At 76.2% G+C, this 14,608-nt stretch carries 16 protein-coding genes; 4 read left to right on the top strand and 12 right to left on the bottom strand.

What is annotated here, in order from left to right; translation table 11 throughout:
• Positions 1-603 precede the first annotated feature (603 nt).
• The 5 genes from ABZ493_RS13660 to ABZ493_RS13640 form a co-directional block, all read right to left on the bottom strand.
• Positions 604-2,010, bottom strand: a complete 1,407-nt coding sequence (locus ABZ493_RS13660; protein ID WP_430582690.1) for a type II toxin-antitoxin system HipA family toxin — start codon at positions 2,008-2,010, stop codon at positions 604-606.
• Positions 2,003-2,257, bottom strand: coding sequence for a helix-turn-helix domain-containing protein (locus tag ABZ493_RS13655; protein ID WP_430582689.1), 255 nt, complete (start codon positions 2,255-2,257; stop codon positions 2,003-2,005). Before ABZ493_RS13655 ends, ABZ493_RS13660 begins: the two co-directional genes overlap by 8 nt.
• 97 nt (positions 2,258-2,354) lie before the next feature.
• Positions 2,355-3,170, bottom strand: coding sequence for an SDR family NAD(P)-dependent oxidoreductase (locus ABZ493_RS13650; protein ID WP_430582688.1), 816 nt, complete (start codon positions 3,168-3,170; stop codon positions 2,355-2,357).
• Between the two features lie 87 nt (positions 3,171-3,257).
• Positions 3,258-4,058: a hypothetical protein gene (locus tag ABZ493_RS13645; protein ID WP_430582687.1), complete on the bottom strand. Its 801-nt coding sequence runs from the start codon at positions 4,056-4,058 to the stop codon at positions 3,258-3,260.
• A 53-nt stretch (positions 4,059-4,111) separates the two neighbouring features.
• Entirely contained in the window at positions 4,112-5,161 is a 1,050-nt protein-coding gene (locus ABZ493_RS13640; protein ID WP_430582686.1) for a nitronate monooxygenase, read from the bottom strand.
• 202 nt (positions 5,162-5,363) lie between these two features.
• Between ABZ493_RS13640 and ABZ493_RS13635 the strand changes: the two genes are divergently transcribed.
• Together ABZ493_RS13635 and ABZ493_RS13630 are read left to right on the top strand one after the other, a co-directional pair.
• Positions 5,364-5,969 (top strand): AAA family ATPase, encoded by a 606-nt coding sequence (locus ABZ493_RS13635; RefSeq protein ID WP_430582685.1) that lies wholly within the window; start codon positions 5,364-5,366, stop codon positions 5,967-5,969.
• A 10-nt stretch (positions 5,970-5,979) separates the two neighbouring features.
• Complete coding sequence (locus ABZ493_RS13630; protein ID WP_430582684.1) at positions 5,980-6,432, top strand: pyridoxamine 5'-phosphate oxidase family protein; 453 nt, start codon at positions 5,980-5,982, stop codon at positions 6,430-6,432.
• A 3-nt stretch (positions 6,433-6,435) separates the two neighbouring features.
• On the opposite strand, the gene ABZ493_RS13625 is transcribed toward ABZ493_RS13630, so the two are convergent.
• From ABZ493_RS13625 to ABZ493_RS13600, 6 genes are all read right to left on the bottom strand, one after another.
• Positions 6,436-7,455: an LLM class flavin-dependent oxidoreductase gene (locus tag ABZ493_RS13625; RefSeq protein ID WP_430582683.1), complete on the bottom strand. Its 1,020-nt coding sequence runs from the start codon at positions 7,453-7,455 to the stop codon at positions 6,436-6,438.
• 4 nt (positions 7,456-7,459) lie between these two features.
• Complete coding sequence (locus tag ABZ493_RS13620; protein ID WP_430582682.1) at positions 7,460-9,139, bottom strand: carboxylesterase family protein; 1,680 nt, start codon at positions 9,137-9,139, stop codon at positions 7,460-7,462.
• Entirely contained in the window at positions 9,136-10,029 is an 894-nt protein-coding gene (locus ABZ493_RS13615; protein WP_430582681.1) for an alpha/beta hydrolase, read from the bottom strand. Before ABZ493_RS13615 ends, ABZ493_RS13620 begins: the two co-directional genes overlap by 4 nt.
• 10 nt (positions 10,030-10,039) lie before the next feature.
• On the bottom strand, positions 10,040-10,603 hold the full coding sequence (locus ABZ493_RS13610) for a dihydrofolate reductase family protein (protein ID WP_430582680.1): 564 nt from the start codon (positions 10,601-10,603) through the stop codon (positions 10,040-10,042).
• Between the two features lie 53 nt (positions 10,604-10,656).
• A complete protein-coding gene (locus tag ABZ493_RS13605; RefSeq protein WP_430582679.1) occupies positions 10,657-11,475 on the bottom strand; it encodes an alpha/beta hydrolase in 819 nt (272 codons plus the stop codon).
• 63 nt (positions 11,476-11,538) lie between these two features.
• Positions 11,539-12,294 carry an AraC family transcriptional regulator gene (locus tag ABZ493_RS13600; protein WP_430582678.1) on the bottom strand — a complete coding sequence of 252 codons (756 nt, stop codon included), beginning with the start codon at positions 12,292-12,294 and terminating at the stop codon, positions 11,539-11,541.
• A 70-nt stretch (positions 12,295-12,364) separates the two neighbouring features.
• On the opposite strand from ABZ493_RS13600, the gene ABZ493_RS13595 reads away from it, so the two are divergent.
• Positions 12,365-13,198 (top strand): alpha/beta fold hydrolase, encoded by an 834-nt coding sequence (locus ABZ493_RS13595; RefSeq protein ID WP_430582677.1) that lies wholly within the window; start codon positions 12,365-12,367, stop codon positions 13,196-13,198.
• A 49-nt stretch (positions 13,199-13,247) separates the two neighbouring features.
• Here ABZ493_RS13595 and ABZ493_RS13590 read toward each other — a convergent pair whose 3' ends face one another.
• Positions 13,248-13,370 carry a hypothetical protein gene (locus tag ABZ493_RS13590; RefSeq protein WP_430582676.1) on the bottom strand — a complete coding sequence of 41 codons (123 nt, stop codon included), beginning with the start codon at positions 13,368-13,370 and terminating at the stop codon, positions 13,248-13,250.
• Between the two features lie 97 nt (positions 13,371-13,467).
• Between ABZ493_RS13590 and ABZ493_RS13585 the strand changes: the two genes are divergently transcribed.
• On the top strand, positions 13,468-14,523 hold the full coding sequence (locus ABZ493_RS13585; protein WP_430582675.1) for a helix-turn-helix domain-containing protein: 1,056 nt from the start codon (positions 13,468-13,470) through the stop codon (positions 14,521-14,523).
• Positions 14,524-14,608: the final 85 nt, after the last annotated feature.

Genomic DNA, 14,608 nt, shown 5'->3' with positions numbered 1-14,608 from the left:
CGCGAACCCGCGCGCGTCGTCGATGGCCCGATGGGTGTGCTCGACGTCACCGAGCCATCCGGCGGGCAGCTCGGCGGACGTCGGCGTCTCCGCCATCGGCAGGCCGAGGACCGCCGCCGCGTACGACCGGAGGCACAGCGCGCGTCCGGTGAACAGGACGTCTTCCTCGTACGGCCCTGGCAGAGCCCGTACGTCGTGAACCTGCGGAGGTGATAGTCCATCCAGGTCCCGTCGAAGGCCAGCGGGGCGGCCGCGAAGAGCCGGCCTGACCCCAGTGTGGTGATCCATGCCGTGTACTCCCTCAGCACCGCGCCGATCGGTCGGGCGCCCTCGGTCGCGGCAGCCCAGATCTCCGGTGGCTGGGCCTCGAACCAGGCCAGCGTGTCCGCGTTCGGTGCGGCGCCAGGTAGCGGATCGAGGACGGCCTCGAATTCGCTCACGACGGACCCGTCGGCGCGAGCCGCCACCGAGGCGAAGGATCGCATCGGGTTGGCGCCGGGATGTGGCCCGTCCGTCTCGATGTCCGTGACCACGTAGACCCAGTCGTCCTACGGCCTGCACGGCCGACGAGGCTACGGGCGCGCCGCCGTCAGGCTCGCTCCCTCACCGCCCCGGGCGCGAACGCCAGTGCCCGGCGACGGGGCGCCCGGCCCGGTCATGCGCGGGGACCCAGGTGCCGCCGGGTCGGGCGGGCGTCCCTCCCGGTGCCTCTCCCCCGGCGGCGCCGCCGAGCGCACGGGCGACGTCTCCTCCGCGGGCAGCAGCGCGGTCCACGAACTCCCCCGCGACGTCGTCGGGCACGAGGTCGCGCGCTTCGGCCACGGCGTCCCTGACCGCCTCCGGCCAGGTCGCGGCGTACGTGGCGGCGACGTCGGCCAGCCAGCCCGCGTCGACCCCGAGGTCGGTAGCGGCGCGCTCGACGTGCCGTGGCCCCAGCGCTCGCAGGCGGTACTCGCCGCCGAGCTTCATGGCGAGCCGGGCCTTGAGCCTGACCTCGTCGGCCGGCCACAGCAGGCTCGCGCTGACCAGGTCGTACAGGGGCGCGAGCACCGTGCGTGCGCCGACGTGCAGCAGCGCCAGGTTCTTGGCGTGCGCGTCGGTGCCGGCCGCGACCCAGTTGAAGACGACGGCGCGCGCGAGGTCGTCGCGCGACCGGGCGAGGTCGCGCCGGTCGACGGCGCGCGCCACGAGCCGCGCCACGTCCCGCACCCCGGGACCGCCGTCCGCCTCGTACTTCGCCGAGCGCCACAGTCCCAGGGCCTGGCAGAGGTCCTCCTGGTGCAGCCGCCGGGCGCCGTCGCTGGTGGCGAGCCGGTCGAACCGTTCGACCACGACGGCGGCCTGGTCCTCGAACCAGGCGGCCTCGACGGTCGCGACAGGGAGCCCGAGGGCTCGCGCTGCGCGCATGGTGACGAGCTCGGCCGCCGCCGAGTGCGCGACGCCGTCGACGCCGATCTTGAAGATGTGGGTGCTGGCGCCACGACCGGTGGGCTGGTGCCACGACCCGTCGGCGCGGTGGACGAGGGCGAACTTGCCCTGCTGGCCGCCCAGCGAGAACCGTCCGCCGTGGTGCTCGAACGCCCACGAGCTGTCGTCCGCGCGCAGCTCGCGCAGGTGCGCGGCGATCTCCCGCGGCCCGAGCGGCCTGCTGCCGGCGCCGTCGTGCGGCTGCTCGCCCAGGGGCGTCACCTGGACGGCGCCCGCGCAGTCGGCGCCCATGTGCCGGAGCAGGTTGAAGGCCGTCGGGCGGCGCTCGTCGAACTGGGCCGCCCAGCGGGCGCGCACGGTGTCGTTGTCTGGCAGCAGGTTGTCGATCCAGGGCATGGTCACGCCGGGGTCGTGCTCGGTGACGTGGCGGGGCATGCTCACCGAGAGCGACGGCGCGGCCCGCAGTGCCTGGTAGGTCGGGGTGTAGGCGAACGCGACGTCCCCGCCGCGCTCGCGCCGGAGCGTGCCGGCATGGGCGCCGTCGAGCCAGACATCGAGCCGGTCGGCGGTGCGATCAGCCACGGGCACGCCCCAGCACGGCGTCGAGCGCGTCGTCGGGCTCGTCGGGCACGACGTCGACGACGAGATCGACGGCCCGCAGCGCGTCGAGCACCAGGTCGAGGCGCGCCGTGGGTGCCCCGGCCTCGGCGGCGATCACCCACTGGCGGGACACGTCGACGGCGGCGGCCAGCTGCGCCTGCGTCATCCCCTTGTCCTTGCGCGCGCGGCGCAGCAGCGAGCCGAGCTGCTCGGCGTTCGCGACGATCACGAGCTCCCCTCCCCCGCCGGCGCGCCCTCCGTGACGAGATGTCAACGAGCGACGACATCGAGCGTGATGTCAACGCTAAGTAACATCTCGAATGATGTCAACGATCGGTGACATCGGGGTGGCGCTCTCCCCCGCCCCCGAGGGACTCGAAGCGCGCGAGCGGGCCGGCGAGGACACCGCCGTCGACGGGCAGCGTGACACCGGTGATCCAGGCCGCGTCGTCGGACGCGAGGAACGCGATCGCGGCGGCGACGTCGTCGGGCTCGCCGATGCGGCCGAGCGGGTAGAGCGCCGCGAGCCGGTCGGGGTCGGCGCGCTCGTCCCACACCCGGGTGCGGATCGTGCCGGGCGCGACGACGTTGATCCGCACTCCTCTGGCTCCGAGGCGCACGGCGAGGTTCTGTGCGAGCGACACGAGCCCGGCCTTCGCGGCCGAGTAGTCCTCGTCGCCGAAGGCCTGCAGCCCGTTGACGGACCCGACCAGCACGATCGCGCCCCCACGCGGCAGGTGCGGGGCCGCGGCGCGCACGCAGCGAGCCGGCCCAGCCAGGTTGAGGTCGACGCCTGCGGCCCAGGTGGCGTCGTCCATGCCGTCCAGGAGCCCGGGGTGCACGCCGGTGCCACCGGCCACGCCGACAAGCACGTCCAGGCGCCCGTGCCGCTCCAGGGCCGCCCCGACGGCGGCGTCCACGGACGCCGTGTCGGTGATGTCGCAGGTGACGGCCGAGGCGGGAGCCCCGCCGGCAGGAAGGTCGTGGACGGCACGCCGTGCGGCGTCGTCGTCGAGGTCGGCGACCACGACGGTGGCGCCCTCCGCGTGCAGGCGTCGTACCGCGGCCGCGCCGATCCCGTGCGCGCCGCCGGTGACCAGCGCCACGCGGCCCTCGAACCGCCCTGCCGAAGGTCCTGTCACGTCCGTCCTCCTCGTGGAGCGTCCCATCGTGCGTTGTCGTGCGTTGTCGTGCGTTGTCGTGCGCCCCGTGCTGACGACGCCACGGCGTCAGAGGGTGAGCCGGTAGTAGTTCTCCTGGCCGAACCGCTCGAACCCGGCCTTGCGCAGGAGGCGCGCGGAGGTGCTGATCCGGCCCTTGACGAGCGCGAGGGACGCGCCCGCGGCGGCCGACAGGCGCAGCCGCTCCTCGAGCACGGCCCGGTAGGCACCGCGACCGCGACGGTCGGGCACCGTGCCCGCGCCCCACAACCGGGCGACGGTGCCCAGCTCGGGTCGTGGCGCCGCCGCGAGCGTGACCCCTGCGGAGGCCACGGGCTCCCCGTCCTGGTAGGCGACGACACGGAGCTCACGGCTGTCGTCGGACAGCAGCGTGCGCGCGGTCTCGGCGAGCCGGTCGTCGTCCATGGGCTGCTGGTCCCACACCGCGGTGTCGACGCGGTCGGCGTCGCGCAGCCCGTCCACGTCGGTCACGCGCCGCACGTCGAGGCGCCCGTCGCGTTCCGGCGGCTCGCGGAGATCTGGCCCGAGGCGGCGGGCGAGCACGTCCACGGTGTCCTCGAGCCGGGCACCCCGGTCGAGCAGCAGGCCGGTGAGGTCGGGGGTGCTGCTCGCCGACGTCCAGACGCCGAGGGTGTCGCTGCCCCAGGTCCGCGCCTGCTCGACGGCGGAGCGCATGACTTCCTCCGGCGCGCGGGCGGACGCGATGCCGGTGAGCACGACGCGCCCGTGCGCCCAGGCGGGCCACCGGGTGAGGGTGACATCCGTGACGACGCACTCCGCGTCCGGCGGCACCCAGGACCACGCGGCGGCGGCACGGAGCACGGTCGGCGGGTCCCAGTCGACGCTCATGACGGCAACCTAGCGAACCCGGTGCCGGGTGACCGAGGTGCCGCGCGCGACCGTCACAGACGGGCCGCGAGGGAGCCGACGACGTCCGCCGCGGGCCCGGTGGCGGCGGCGCGGTAGCCGGTCCCGGCCCACAGGTGCAGCCGCTCGGCGTCCCCGGCCGCTGCGGCGCGGCGCCGCAGCTCGCGGGTGAGGTGGTGCACCTGCGGGTAGGCGACGGGGGCGTGCGCGTCGTGGCGGGTGAGGAAGCCGTTGACCAGCGCGCGAGCCGGGCGTCCGGTGAACGCGCGGGTCACCGCCGTCGTCGGGTACCGGGGGTCGGCGAGGGCGTCGCGGTGGGTGCGCGAGGTGCCTGCCTCGTCGGTGCGCAGCAGCAGCGTGCCGACCGCGACCGCCTGCGCCCCGGCCTGCAGCAGCGTGGCGACGGCATCGGGGCCGTCCACTCCCCCGGCGGCGATGATCGGCAGGCCCGTGCGGGCGGCGACCGCGGCGACGACGCCGGCCGTCCGGGCCTCCGCGGCGGTGCGCGCGGGGTCCCAGGTGCCGCTGTGCCCGCCGGCGCGAGGGCCCTGCACCACGAGGCCGTCGGCCCCGAGCCCCGCGGCCGCGGCGGCCTCCTGCGGGGTCGTCACGGTGACGAGCACGACCGAGCCCGCCGCGCGCAGGGCCGCGACGTCCGCCGCCGGCGGGGGCCCGAAGGTGAACGACACGACGGGCACGGGGTCCCGCCGCAGCAGGTCGATCTTCGCGGCCCAGGCGTCGTCGTCGGTCGCGGGGAGGGATGCCAGCACTGCGTCGAGGTCGACGTCGTGCGCGCCCGCGTCCGGCGTGATCTCCCGCGCGTAGGCCGCGAGCGCCGCGGGGTCGGGTGCGGGCGTGGTGGAGGGGACGAAGAGGTTGACGCCGAAGGGGCGTGCGCGGTGCTGGGCGTGGCGGATCTGGTCGGCGAGGGCGTCGGGGGTCTGGTAGCCGCCGGCGAGGAAGGCGAAGGCTCCGGCGTCGGTGGTGGCGGCGAGGAGGTCGAGGGTGGTGGGGCCGCCGGCCATGGGGGCTGCGACGAGGGGCAGGTCGGTGCCGAGGAGGGTGGCGGGGGTGGTGCGGACCATGCCTGGCATCGTCCCACCGGGTGCCTGTGTGCTCAGTTGTGCGGGTCGTGGCGGGGCTGGTCTCGGTGGGCCGGTCTCATCTGGCGCTCATGCAGGCCTGGCACGCTGGGCGCCCGCCGCTCGGCGGGACGGAGTTCGGTCCGGGTGTCGGTGAGGGAAGGGGTGGGTGCGCCGGATGTCGGCGACGGTGCGGGAGCGTGCGGTGACGCGGCGATCTGCCATGGGGACGTTCGTGCTGGTGGGCGGTGTGCCGGGGGCGGGCAAGAGCACGGCGCTCGCGTGGGTGGCGGGTCTGCGTCCGGGGGTACGGGTGCTGGACAGCGAGGTGGTGCGTCGTGACCTGCGGGGGCGGGTGCCGCGCGGGGTGCCGTACGCGGTGTACCGGCCGGTGGTGCACGTGCGGCACCTGGCGGGGGTGGTGCGGGCGGTGCTGGGTGGCCCGCTGGATGGCGCGGCGGTGCTGGTGGTGCACGACCCGGCGACGTCGCGGATGCGGCGGTGGTGGTGGGCGTGCCTGGCGCGTCGGGCGGGGTGGCGTCCGGTGCTGGTGATGGTGGACGTGGGGCGCGGTGAGGCGCTCTCGGGGCAGGAGTCGCGGGGCCGGGTGGTGCGGTCGCGGGCGTTCGTGCGGCACTGGCGGCGGTGGGCGGCGCAGCGTGCCGGCCTGGTGGCGGCGTCGGGCGGGTCGAGGGAGGGCTCGGCCGCCGGGTGGTCGCAGGTGCACGTGGTGGGCCGGGGTGAGGCCGTTCCGGTGCTGGTGGGGGTGGTGGACGCGGCGTCGCCGGTCGGCGTGCGCGGTGCCCGCTAGGGTCGCGCCCATGACGTCGTCGGCCCTCACGGGTGCAGCGCTGGAGCGGGTGGTCGAGCACGTGCGTGCGGTGGGTGACGGGGTGGTGTCGACGCTGGGTCCGGACGGCGCCCCGCAGGCGGCGTACCTACCGCTGGCGGTGACGCCGTCGGGCGAGCTGGTCTTCGACGCCCGGGAGGGGTCGCGCAAGGTGGCGAACCTGCGGCGCGACCCGCGGGTGGCCGTGGTGGTGGGCGGGCCGGGCGGGACGACCCTGCAGGTCGAGGGGGTGGCGGACGCCCCGGAGGGCGCGGACCGCGAGCGGTGCGCGGCGGCGTACCGCTCGGCGTTCCCGCAGTTCGCGGCCTCGTTGGTGGACCCGGGGATCGTGGTGGTGCGGGTGCAGGCGCGGTGGGCACGCTGGGGCGACTACCGCTCCTCTCCCCCGGTGGTCGAGGAGCTGGTGGGCGGCGACGGGGCCTGAGGCTCAGCGCCAGCCGAGGGCGGGCGCGACGTGCCGGACGACGTTCTCGATGACGTGGGCGTTGTACTCGACGCCGAGCTGGTTGGGCACGGTGAGCAGGAGCGTGTCGGCCGCGGCGACGGCCTCGTCCTCGGCGAGGTCCGCGACGATGGCGTCGATCTCCCCGGCGTACGTCTTGCCGAACCTCGAGCGCACGCCCTCGAGGAGGCCGACCTGGTCGGTGCTGGCCGTCTCCATGCCGAAGTAGGCGCGGTCGCGGTCGTCGGTGATCGGGAAGATGCTGCGGGACACGGACACCCGGGGCTCCCACCCGTGGCCGGCGGCGGCCCAGGCGTCGCGGAAGCGTTGGATCTGCTCGGCCTGGAGCCGGTGGAACGGCACGCCGGTGTCCTCGGACAGCAGGGTGGAGCTCATGAGGTTCATGCCCTGCGCGGCGGTCCACTCGGCGGTGGCGCGGGTGCCGGCGCCCCACCAGATGCGCCGGCGCAGGCCCTCGGAGTAGGGCTCGACGCGCAGCAGACCGGGCGGATTCGGGAACATGGGGCGCGGGTTCGGCTCGGCGAAGCCCTCGCCGTCGAGCACCTCGAGGAAGCGGGCGGTGTGGCGGCGGGCCATGTCGGCGTCGGACTCCCCCGCCCTCGGCTCGTGCCCGAAGTGCCGGTAGCCGTCGATGACCTGCTCGGGCGACCCGCGGCTGATGCCGAGCTGCAGCCGCCCGCCGGAGATGAGGTCGGCCGCGCCGGCGTCCTCGGCGAGGTACAGGGGGTTCTCGTAGCGCATGTCGATGACGGCGGTGCCGATCTCGATGCGGCTCGTGCGCGCGCCGACGGCGGCGAGCAGCGGGAACGGGGACGCGAGCTGCCGGGCGAAGTGGTGCACGCGGAAGTACGCGCCGTCGGCGCCGAGCTCTTCCGCCGCGACGGCGAGCTCGATCGACTGCAGCAGGGCGTCGGACGCCGAGCGGGTCGCGGACTGCGGGTGCGGGGTCCAGTGGCCGAACGACAGGAATCCGAGGTGCTTCACGTGCTCAGTCAAGCCCACGGGTCGCGGGCCCGCCCGTCGCGCCGTCGACGTCGACGTCGGCCCACAGGTCGCACCGGTGGTCGGCGGCGAAGGGTGTCGGGCCGATCTCGCGGGTGGAGAGCTCGACGACCGTCTGCTCGGGCCCGAAGCGCGGCCAGTGCGGGCGCCCGGGGCCGTTGACGTCGCCGGTGCGCGCGAAGGCGGCCCAGTAGTCGATCATCGTCGCGGACAGCCGCTGCTGCGCCGGGTCGAGCGGCGGGGGCAGGTGGTCGCCGACGAGCGTCCACAGGTACCCCAGCTCGAGGCCGTGGTAGGCACCGAGGGGGACCCCGTCGGGTCCCGGGGCGGAGGGCTCGGCGAACTCGTACACGTGCACGCGCTGGTGCGGTGCGGCGACCTGGGCGGTGCGCAGCACCGGGCAGGCCCCGATCTGCGCACCCCAGTCGCCGAGCAGGGCCGCGAGCGCCGTCTCCGGGGAGTCGTGGTCGGCGAGCGGGTAGGCGTCCAGGACGGTCGCGGCGTAGGGGCCGAAGGTGTCGGTCACCCGGTGGTGGTAGTCGTCGGCGGTGAGGCCGGGTGCCTGCCAGTGGACGAACCCGCGCATCTCGTCGCGCGTGGCCCCCACGAGGAGGGGGACCCGTGCGGCGGTGCCGCGGCGCAGGGCGTCGATCGGTTGCCGCGGGAGGAACGGCGTGCCCGCGACGGGGTTCCACGGGCGGTCGCCGGAGTGCTCGGTGAGCCCGTACCCGACGCCCGAGAGCGTGCCGACGAGGGCGGGCACGCTGCTGCGGCGCAGGCAGGCGGCGACGTCACCGGGATCGTCGTCGGCGCACCCGAGGTGCTCGACGGCGCGGTCGCCGAAGGCCTGCCCCTGGGCGCGGTCGGGGACGGGGTTGGCGCAGGCGCCGCTCTGCACGATCGCGCGGTCGAACAGCGTCCTCGACGACGGGGCGGCGAGCTGGGCGCAGACGGACCGGGCGCCGCCCGACTGCCCGGCGAGCGTGACGTTGCGGGGGTCGCCGCCGAAGGCTGCGGCGTTGCGCTGCACCCACCGCAGCGCGGCGGCCTGGTCCAGGAGCCCGTAGTTGCCGCGGTGGGGGCCGAGCTCTGCCGTCGACAGGAAGCCGAGGGCGCCGAGCCGGTAGTTCGCGGTGACCACGACCAGGCCGCCCCGGGTCGCGAGGCGCGCTCCGTCGAAGCGGGCCGCCCCGCCGGAGTCCAGGCCGCCGCCGTGCAGCCACACGAGCACGGGCAGCCGGTCGCCGCGGCGGGCGTCGGCGGGCGCGACGACGTCGAGCGTCAGGCAGTCCTCCTGCCCGAGGACGGTGCCCTCCTCCTCACCGGGCTGCGGGCACAGGGGGCTCGGGGCGGTCGCGTCCCGCACGCCCTTCCAGTCGCGCGGGGGTGCCGGAGGCCGCCAGCGGCGCTCGCCGACGGGCGGGGCCGCGTACGGGACGCCGGAGTAGGCGACGTGGTCCGTCTCCGCGTGCCCGCGCAGCCACCCGGAGTCGACGCGCACGACGGCGTCGCCGTCGGGCCGGGCCGCCGCGCCCGGCGCGGCGGTGGCGAGCAGGACGAGGGCTGCGGCGAGGGCGGCGACGACGCGCCGCCGGGAACCGGGCCGGGTGGCGGCCGTGTCGCCGGTCATGTCGCCGGTCATGTCGCCGGTCATGTCGCCGGTCATGTCGTTCCTCCGTGGTCGGTCGGTGAGCGCCGCACGAGCGCGCGCAGGTGCTCGGCGAGGACGTCGGGCTGGTCGAGGGGCACGAGGGTCGCCGCGCGCGGGACGTGCACGAGCTCGGCGTCGGGCAGCAGGCGGGCCAGGCGGGGGCCGTGGTCGGCCGGCATCATCCGGTCGTCGTCGGCCCAGGCGACGAGCGCGGGACCGGTGAAGGCGCCGAGCCCGGCCGACCAGTCGCGGTCGGCCGGGACGGGGAAGCGTGCGCTGAAGCGGCGCAGGTCGGCGCGCACGAGCGGGTCGCGCAAGGGGGCGAACCAGCGCCGCAGGAGCGTGTCGGGGACGGGGCGGGCCGCCATCGCGGACGCGAGACGGCGCCGTACCGCGGGCAGCCGGGTCAGCTGCGCCTGGAGGGCGAGCGCGCCGGGCACGCGGGCGGCCCGGGCGAGAGCGCGTCCGGGGCGGCCCGCGGGGACGTTGTCGAAGGCCTCGCAGGCCACGAGCGCGAGGCGTGCCACGCGCTCGTCGAGGCCCAGCTCGACGAGCACCTGGGCGCCGCCCCAGTCGTTGAGGACGAGGGTCACGTCGCGCAGGTCGAGCGCCTCCATGAGCTCTGCGACCATGCGCGCCAGGGAGGCGTTCGTGAGCTCGTCGTGCGGCGCGGGGCGGCGGTGGGCGCCGAGCGGCAGCGTGGGCGCGACGCACCGCAGGTCCGGCAGCCGCGCGGTCACGCCGTCCCACACGGCGTGGTCGAGGAGCGGGCCGTGCAGGAGCAGCACGGCCGGGCCGGGGCCGCCGGTGTCGGTGTAGTCGAGGGTCGCGGTGCTCAGCTCGATCGTGCGCACCGTCGGCACCTTCGGCACCGTCGTTCGCGTGGCCGGGTCGCGGCTGCTCACGGCCCGTTCCTCAGCGCGCCCGGCGGTGGACGGTGACGAGCACGCCGTCGCCGTAGGTCGTGGCCTCGGTGAGGCGCCACATGGTCTTGTCCGGCGTCGGAGGCCACAGGGTGCGCCCGTGACCGAGGACGACGGGGAACGTCATCAGGTGGATCTCGTCGACGAGGTCGTGTGCCAGCAGCCCCTGCACGAGCCGGATGCTTCCGGGCACGGAGATCTCCCCGTCGACCTCGTCGCGCAGGCGGGAGACCTCGTCGACGAGGTCTCCGGACAGCACCCTCGTGCCGTTCCAGCCGGGGTCGGTGAGGGTGCGCGAGACGACGTACTTCGGCATGCCGTTGTACTTGTCGGCGAGCTCGCCCTCGTACTGCGGCCACGCGGCGGCGAAGCCCTCGTACGTGCGCCGCCCCAGCAGGAGGGCGTCCGCGCCGAGCGCCTCGGTCTCCTTGAACCGTTCGCCCTCCGGCCCGCGGTCGACCTCGAAGCTCCAGTCCGGGTAGCGGAAGTCCTCGCCGCCCGGCGCCTCGACGACGCCGTCCAGCGAGATGAACTCGGTGACCACGATCGATCCCATGTCGTGCCTCCCTGCCGGTCCTGTGTGTCAGTCCTGCGTGTCAGTCCTGCGTGTCAGTCCTGCCCGGCGAAGGCGCGCAGCTCGGCGGCGAGCACCTCGGGCGTGGTGGTGTGGTCCGCCCCGGGCACGGGGCGCAGCGTCGCGGTGGGCAGGTGCGCGCTGATCGCGCGAGCCGCGGCCGCGAGGAACGCCCAGGTGCCCGTGCCGTGCATGACCAGCACGGGCACGTCGACCCGGTCCCACAGGTCGGGGCGCAGCGGCCGGCCCGACATCGCGTCGCCGACCTGGCGGCCGTCGTACGCGATGGTGGGGGCCACCGCCTCGAGCACGGACCAGGTCGCGGCGTCCTGCCGCAACCCGTCCACGGCCTCCCGGGGCAGGCCCGCGGCCGCCGTGAGGAACAGCGCGACGGCGTCACCGGGGCGCCCGGCGGCGACGGCGTCGTCCGCCCGCCGCACATAGTCCGCGGGCAGCGGCGGACGCCCGTCGTCGACGACGGCGTTGGGCTCGAACAGCACGAGCCGCGCGACGGGGACGCCCGCCTGGGCGGCGTTGAGCGCCAGGTTGCCGCCCGACGACCAGGCGAACACCGTGGCCGGGCCGCCGCCGGCGGCCTGGTCGATGACGGCGGCGAGGTCCTCGAGCTCCCGCTCGACGGCGTACGGCGCGGTGTCGCCGCTCTGCCCGCGCCCTCGGCGGTCGTAGCTGACCACGAGGAACTCGTCGGCGAGCAGCTCGGCCGTGGCGGCGTTCTCGGGGGTGGTGGCGCGGTGGGCGGTCGCGCCGTCGACGATGACGATCGGGTCGCCCGAGCCCCAGGCCGAGCAGGCGATCGGGGTGCCGTCCGCGGACCGGACGGTGCTGGTGGTCATCCTGGTGCTCACTGCGCTGCCTCCCTGACGGTCGCGCGCGGCGGGGGCCGCGACACGTCCACGCTAGGAAGCCGAGGGCTCGACCGGCTTGTACAGGAGCGACATCTCGTGGGTCGTGCCGCCCGGGCCGCCGTGCCCGGACGGCGCCGCCTCCCGGGGCGCGCGGAGCTGTGTCGCGGTGCGGCCGATGAACCGTCGCAGGGACCGCGCGAGGTGCGGCTGGTCGAAGTAGCCGAGCGCGTGCACGACGTCGAGGGGCACGGCACCCTCGCGCAGCAGCACGGCCGCCGTGCGGGCGCGGTCGATCTGCCGGATCGTGCCCTGCGTGAGCCCGGTCGACGCCGCGACGCGCCGCTGCACGGACCGGGTGCCCACCCGGGCGACGCCGCCCCACACCACGTCCTCCACGAGCGGGTCCCGCACGAGCACACCGGCCCGCACCAGCCGGTCGACGAACGCCTCCGCGTCGTCCGCGCGCGGGATCGGCCACTCCTCGCCGCGCAGCACGAAGCGGCCTCCCGCGACGTGCGGGCTCTCCAACTCGCCGTCCACCAGCGCGGACACCGGCAGGTGCGGCATCGTCACGCCGTGCGCGAACGTGATGCCGAACGAGTCGGACTCGCCCGCGATCCGTGCCGCCGTCGCCACCGTCTCCGGGCCCCGCACCGCGGCGTGCGTCGTGGCCCCGTCGCGCCAGAACACCAGCTCCCAGTGCGACGTGGCGACCGACGTCATCGTCCCCGCCCCCGACGTGCGGCCGCGCCAGACCCGCGCGACGTAGCGCGAGTCCGAACCTCGATGGATGCTCTCGACCGGCATGTCGCTCCTTCGGCGTGCCCGTCTCCATACTGCCAGGCGCACCGCGGTCCCTGCCTGCGACAATGGCCCGGTGAACGCCACCGCCGGGGACACCCCGCCCGCCCTGCTGGCCCACGACGTCGCCGGTGACCCCGGCTCCCCCGCCGTCCTCCTGCTGCACGCCGGGGTGGCGGACCGGCGCATGTGGGACGCCGTCGCCCCCGCGCTGGCGCACACGTTCCGGGTGGTGCGCCCGGACCTGCGCGGCTTCGGCGACTCGCCGCTGCCGCCGGACGGCCGCCCCTACACGAACGCGGGCGACGTCGCCGCCCTGCTCGACGCGCTCGGGGTCGCCGACGCGGCCGTCGTCGGGTCGTCGTTCGGCGGCGAGGTGGCGCTCGAGCTCGCGAGCGCGCACCCCGGCCGGGTGCGCGAGCTCGTGCTGCTGTGCCCGGCCGCCCCCGGCGTGCCCGACACGGAGACCTCCGACGCGTTCGACGCCGAGGAGGCCCGCCTGCTGGCCGACGGCGACGTCGAGGGCGCGGTGCGGCTCAACGTCACGACCTGGCTCGGCCCGGAGGCGGACGCCGCCGCCGCGGACACGCTCGCCGTCATGCAGCGGCGCGCGTTCGAGATGCAGCTCGCGGCCGACGCCGCCGCGAGCGCCGCAGGCCTGCCCGAGCCGGGCCCGGAGCGCGTCGCGGTGGACCTCGCGGGGATCCGCGTGCCGACGTTCGTCGTCGAGGGCGCGCACGACATGGACGCGCTGCGGGCGTGCGCACGGCACGTGGCGGCGTCGGTGGCCGGGGCGGAGCTGTCCGAGCTGGGGTGGGCGGGGCACCTGCCCGTGCTGGAGCGGCCCGACGCGATCCTGGCGCTGCTGCTGGACGTGCTGCGCGACGACCCCACGGTGCACGCCCCCTGACCTGCCGGCGGGCGCGGTGTCCCGCGGGCGGGCGCTCGGGTCAGGTGAGTCACTGGTCGTGGGCGATCTTCGCGACGAGGGCGACGACGACGAGCAGCAGGACGGCACGCACGAACCCCGCGTCGCGGGAGAGGGCTGTGCCCCTGGGCGACGACACCGCCGGGGCGGACATTGCGCGTGGGTGCAAGGTGGGCACCACACCGGGTGGCGGGTGCCGGGGGCGACTAGCGTGGGGTGTCGACCCGGAGTCGACCCCGAGGTGGTGGCCCGTGCTCACGATCGACCTGTCGGCGGAGGACCTCACGCGCCTGCGCGCGCCCGGGCTCCCCGACCCGATGTGGGACACCGTGTTGAGCCTGCACCTGCTGCAGAACCGGCAGGCGGCGCTGGCGTTCGACCCGTGGCGGCGTCAGGTGCGGGCGCGGATCGTGGAGGCGGGCCTGACGACGACGGTCGCGGCGCTCGCGCGGCTGGCCCCGTTCGCGTCGTACTTCCCGGACTTCCTCACACCGTCCCCCGTGGCAGGCAGCGGTGGGGCGGGCGGTGTGGTGGGCGGTGTCGAGGCGGCGGCGGAGCGGGTGGCGAGCACCCCGCGGGCGCGCCTCGCGCGCGAGCTGGCGGCGACGTTCCCGTCCGGGGCGCCGCCGTGGGTGCGGCGCATCGCCGCCGGCGAGGCGGAGGCGATGCGGTGGCTCGCGGCCGCGCTGCGCCGGTACCACGACCTCGCGGTGGCCCCCTACGCGCCGGTGACGCGGGCGGCGCTCGCGGCCGACCGGGAGGCGCGTGACGCGGCGCTGCGTCGCGACGGGATGCAGGGGCTGATGGGCAGCTTCGACCCGCTGCTGCGCCGCGACGGCGGCCGGTGGACCGGCTGGTACCCGGTGTCGCAGTCGCTGCCGTTGCGCGGACGGCCGCTGACGGTGGTCCCGTCGGTGTTCTGCGTGCTGGCGCCGGTGGTGCTCGCGGACGACGCCCTGGACCCGGTGCTCGTGTACCCGGTGGACCCGGCGCCGGACTGGGTGGCGCGCGGTGCCGACGGTGCGGCCGGTGGGGGCGGTGCGGCCGGTGGGGGCGGTGCGGCCGACGGCGGGGCGCAGGTGGCGCACCTGATCGGCCCGACACGGTCCCGTGTCCTGGAGGTGCTGGACACGAGCCGCACGACGACGGAGCTGGCGCGCGTGCTGGACCTCACGCCCGCGACGGCGAGCCGGCACGCGACGGTGCTGCGGGAGGCGGGCCTGGTGACGTCGGAGCGGCAGGGCAACCGGGTGCTGCACACCCGCACCCGGCTCGGGGACGCCCTGCTCGCGGGACACGCCGGCTGAGGCGCGCCGCTCCAGGGTGCGGGCGTCTGCCGGGAGCGGACGGCGCGTGACACGTGCGCGAAACACCGGCGGGCGAGGATGCGGG

It is taken from the genome of Isoptericola sp. NPDC019482, assembly GCF_040632295.1.
GTDB lineage: Bacteria > Actinomycetota > Actinomycetes > Actinomycetales > Cellulomonadaceae > Isoptericola.
The sequence above is the reverse complement of the archived record's forward strand: the minus strand, read 5'-3'. Positions and strand labels throughout refer to the sequence as shown.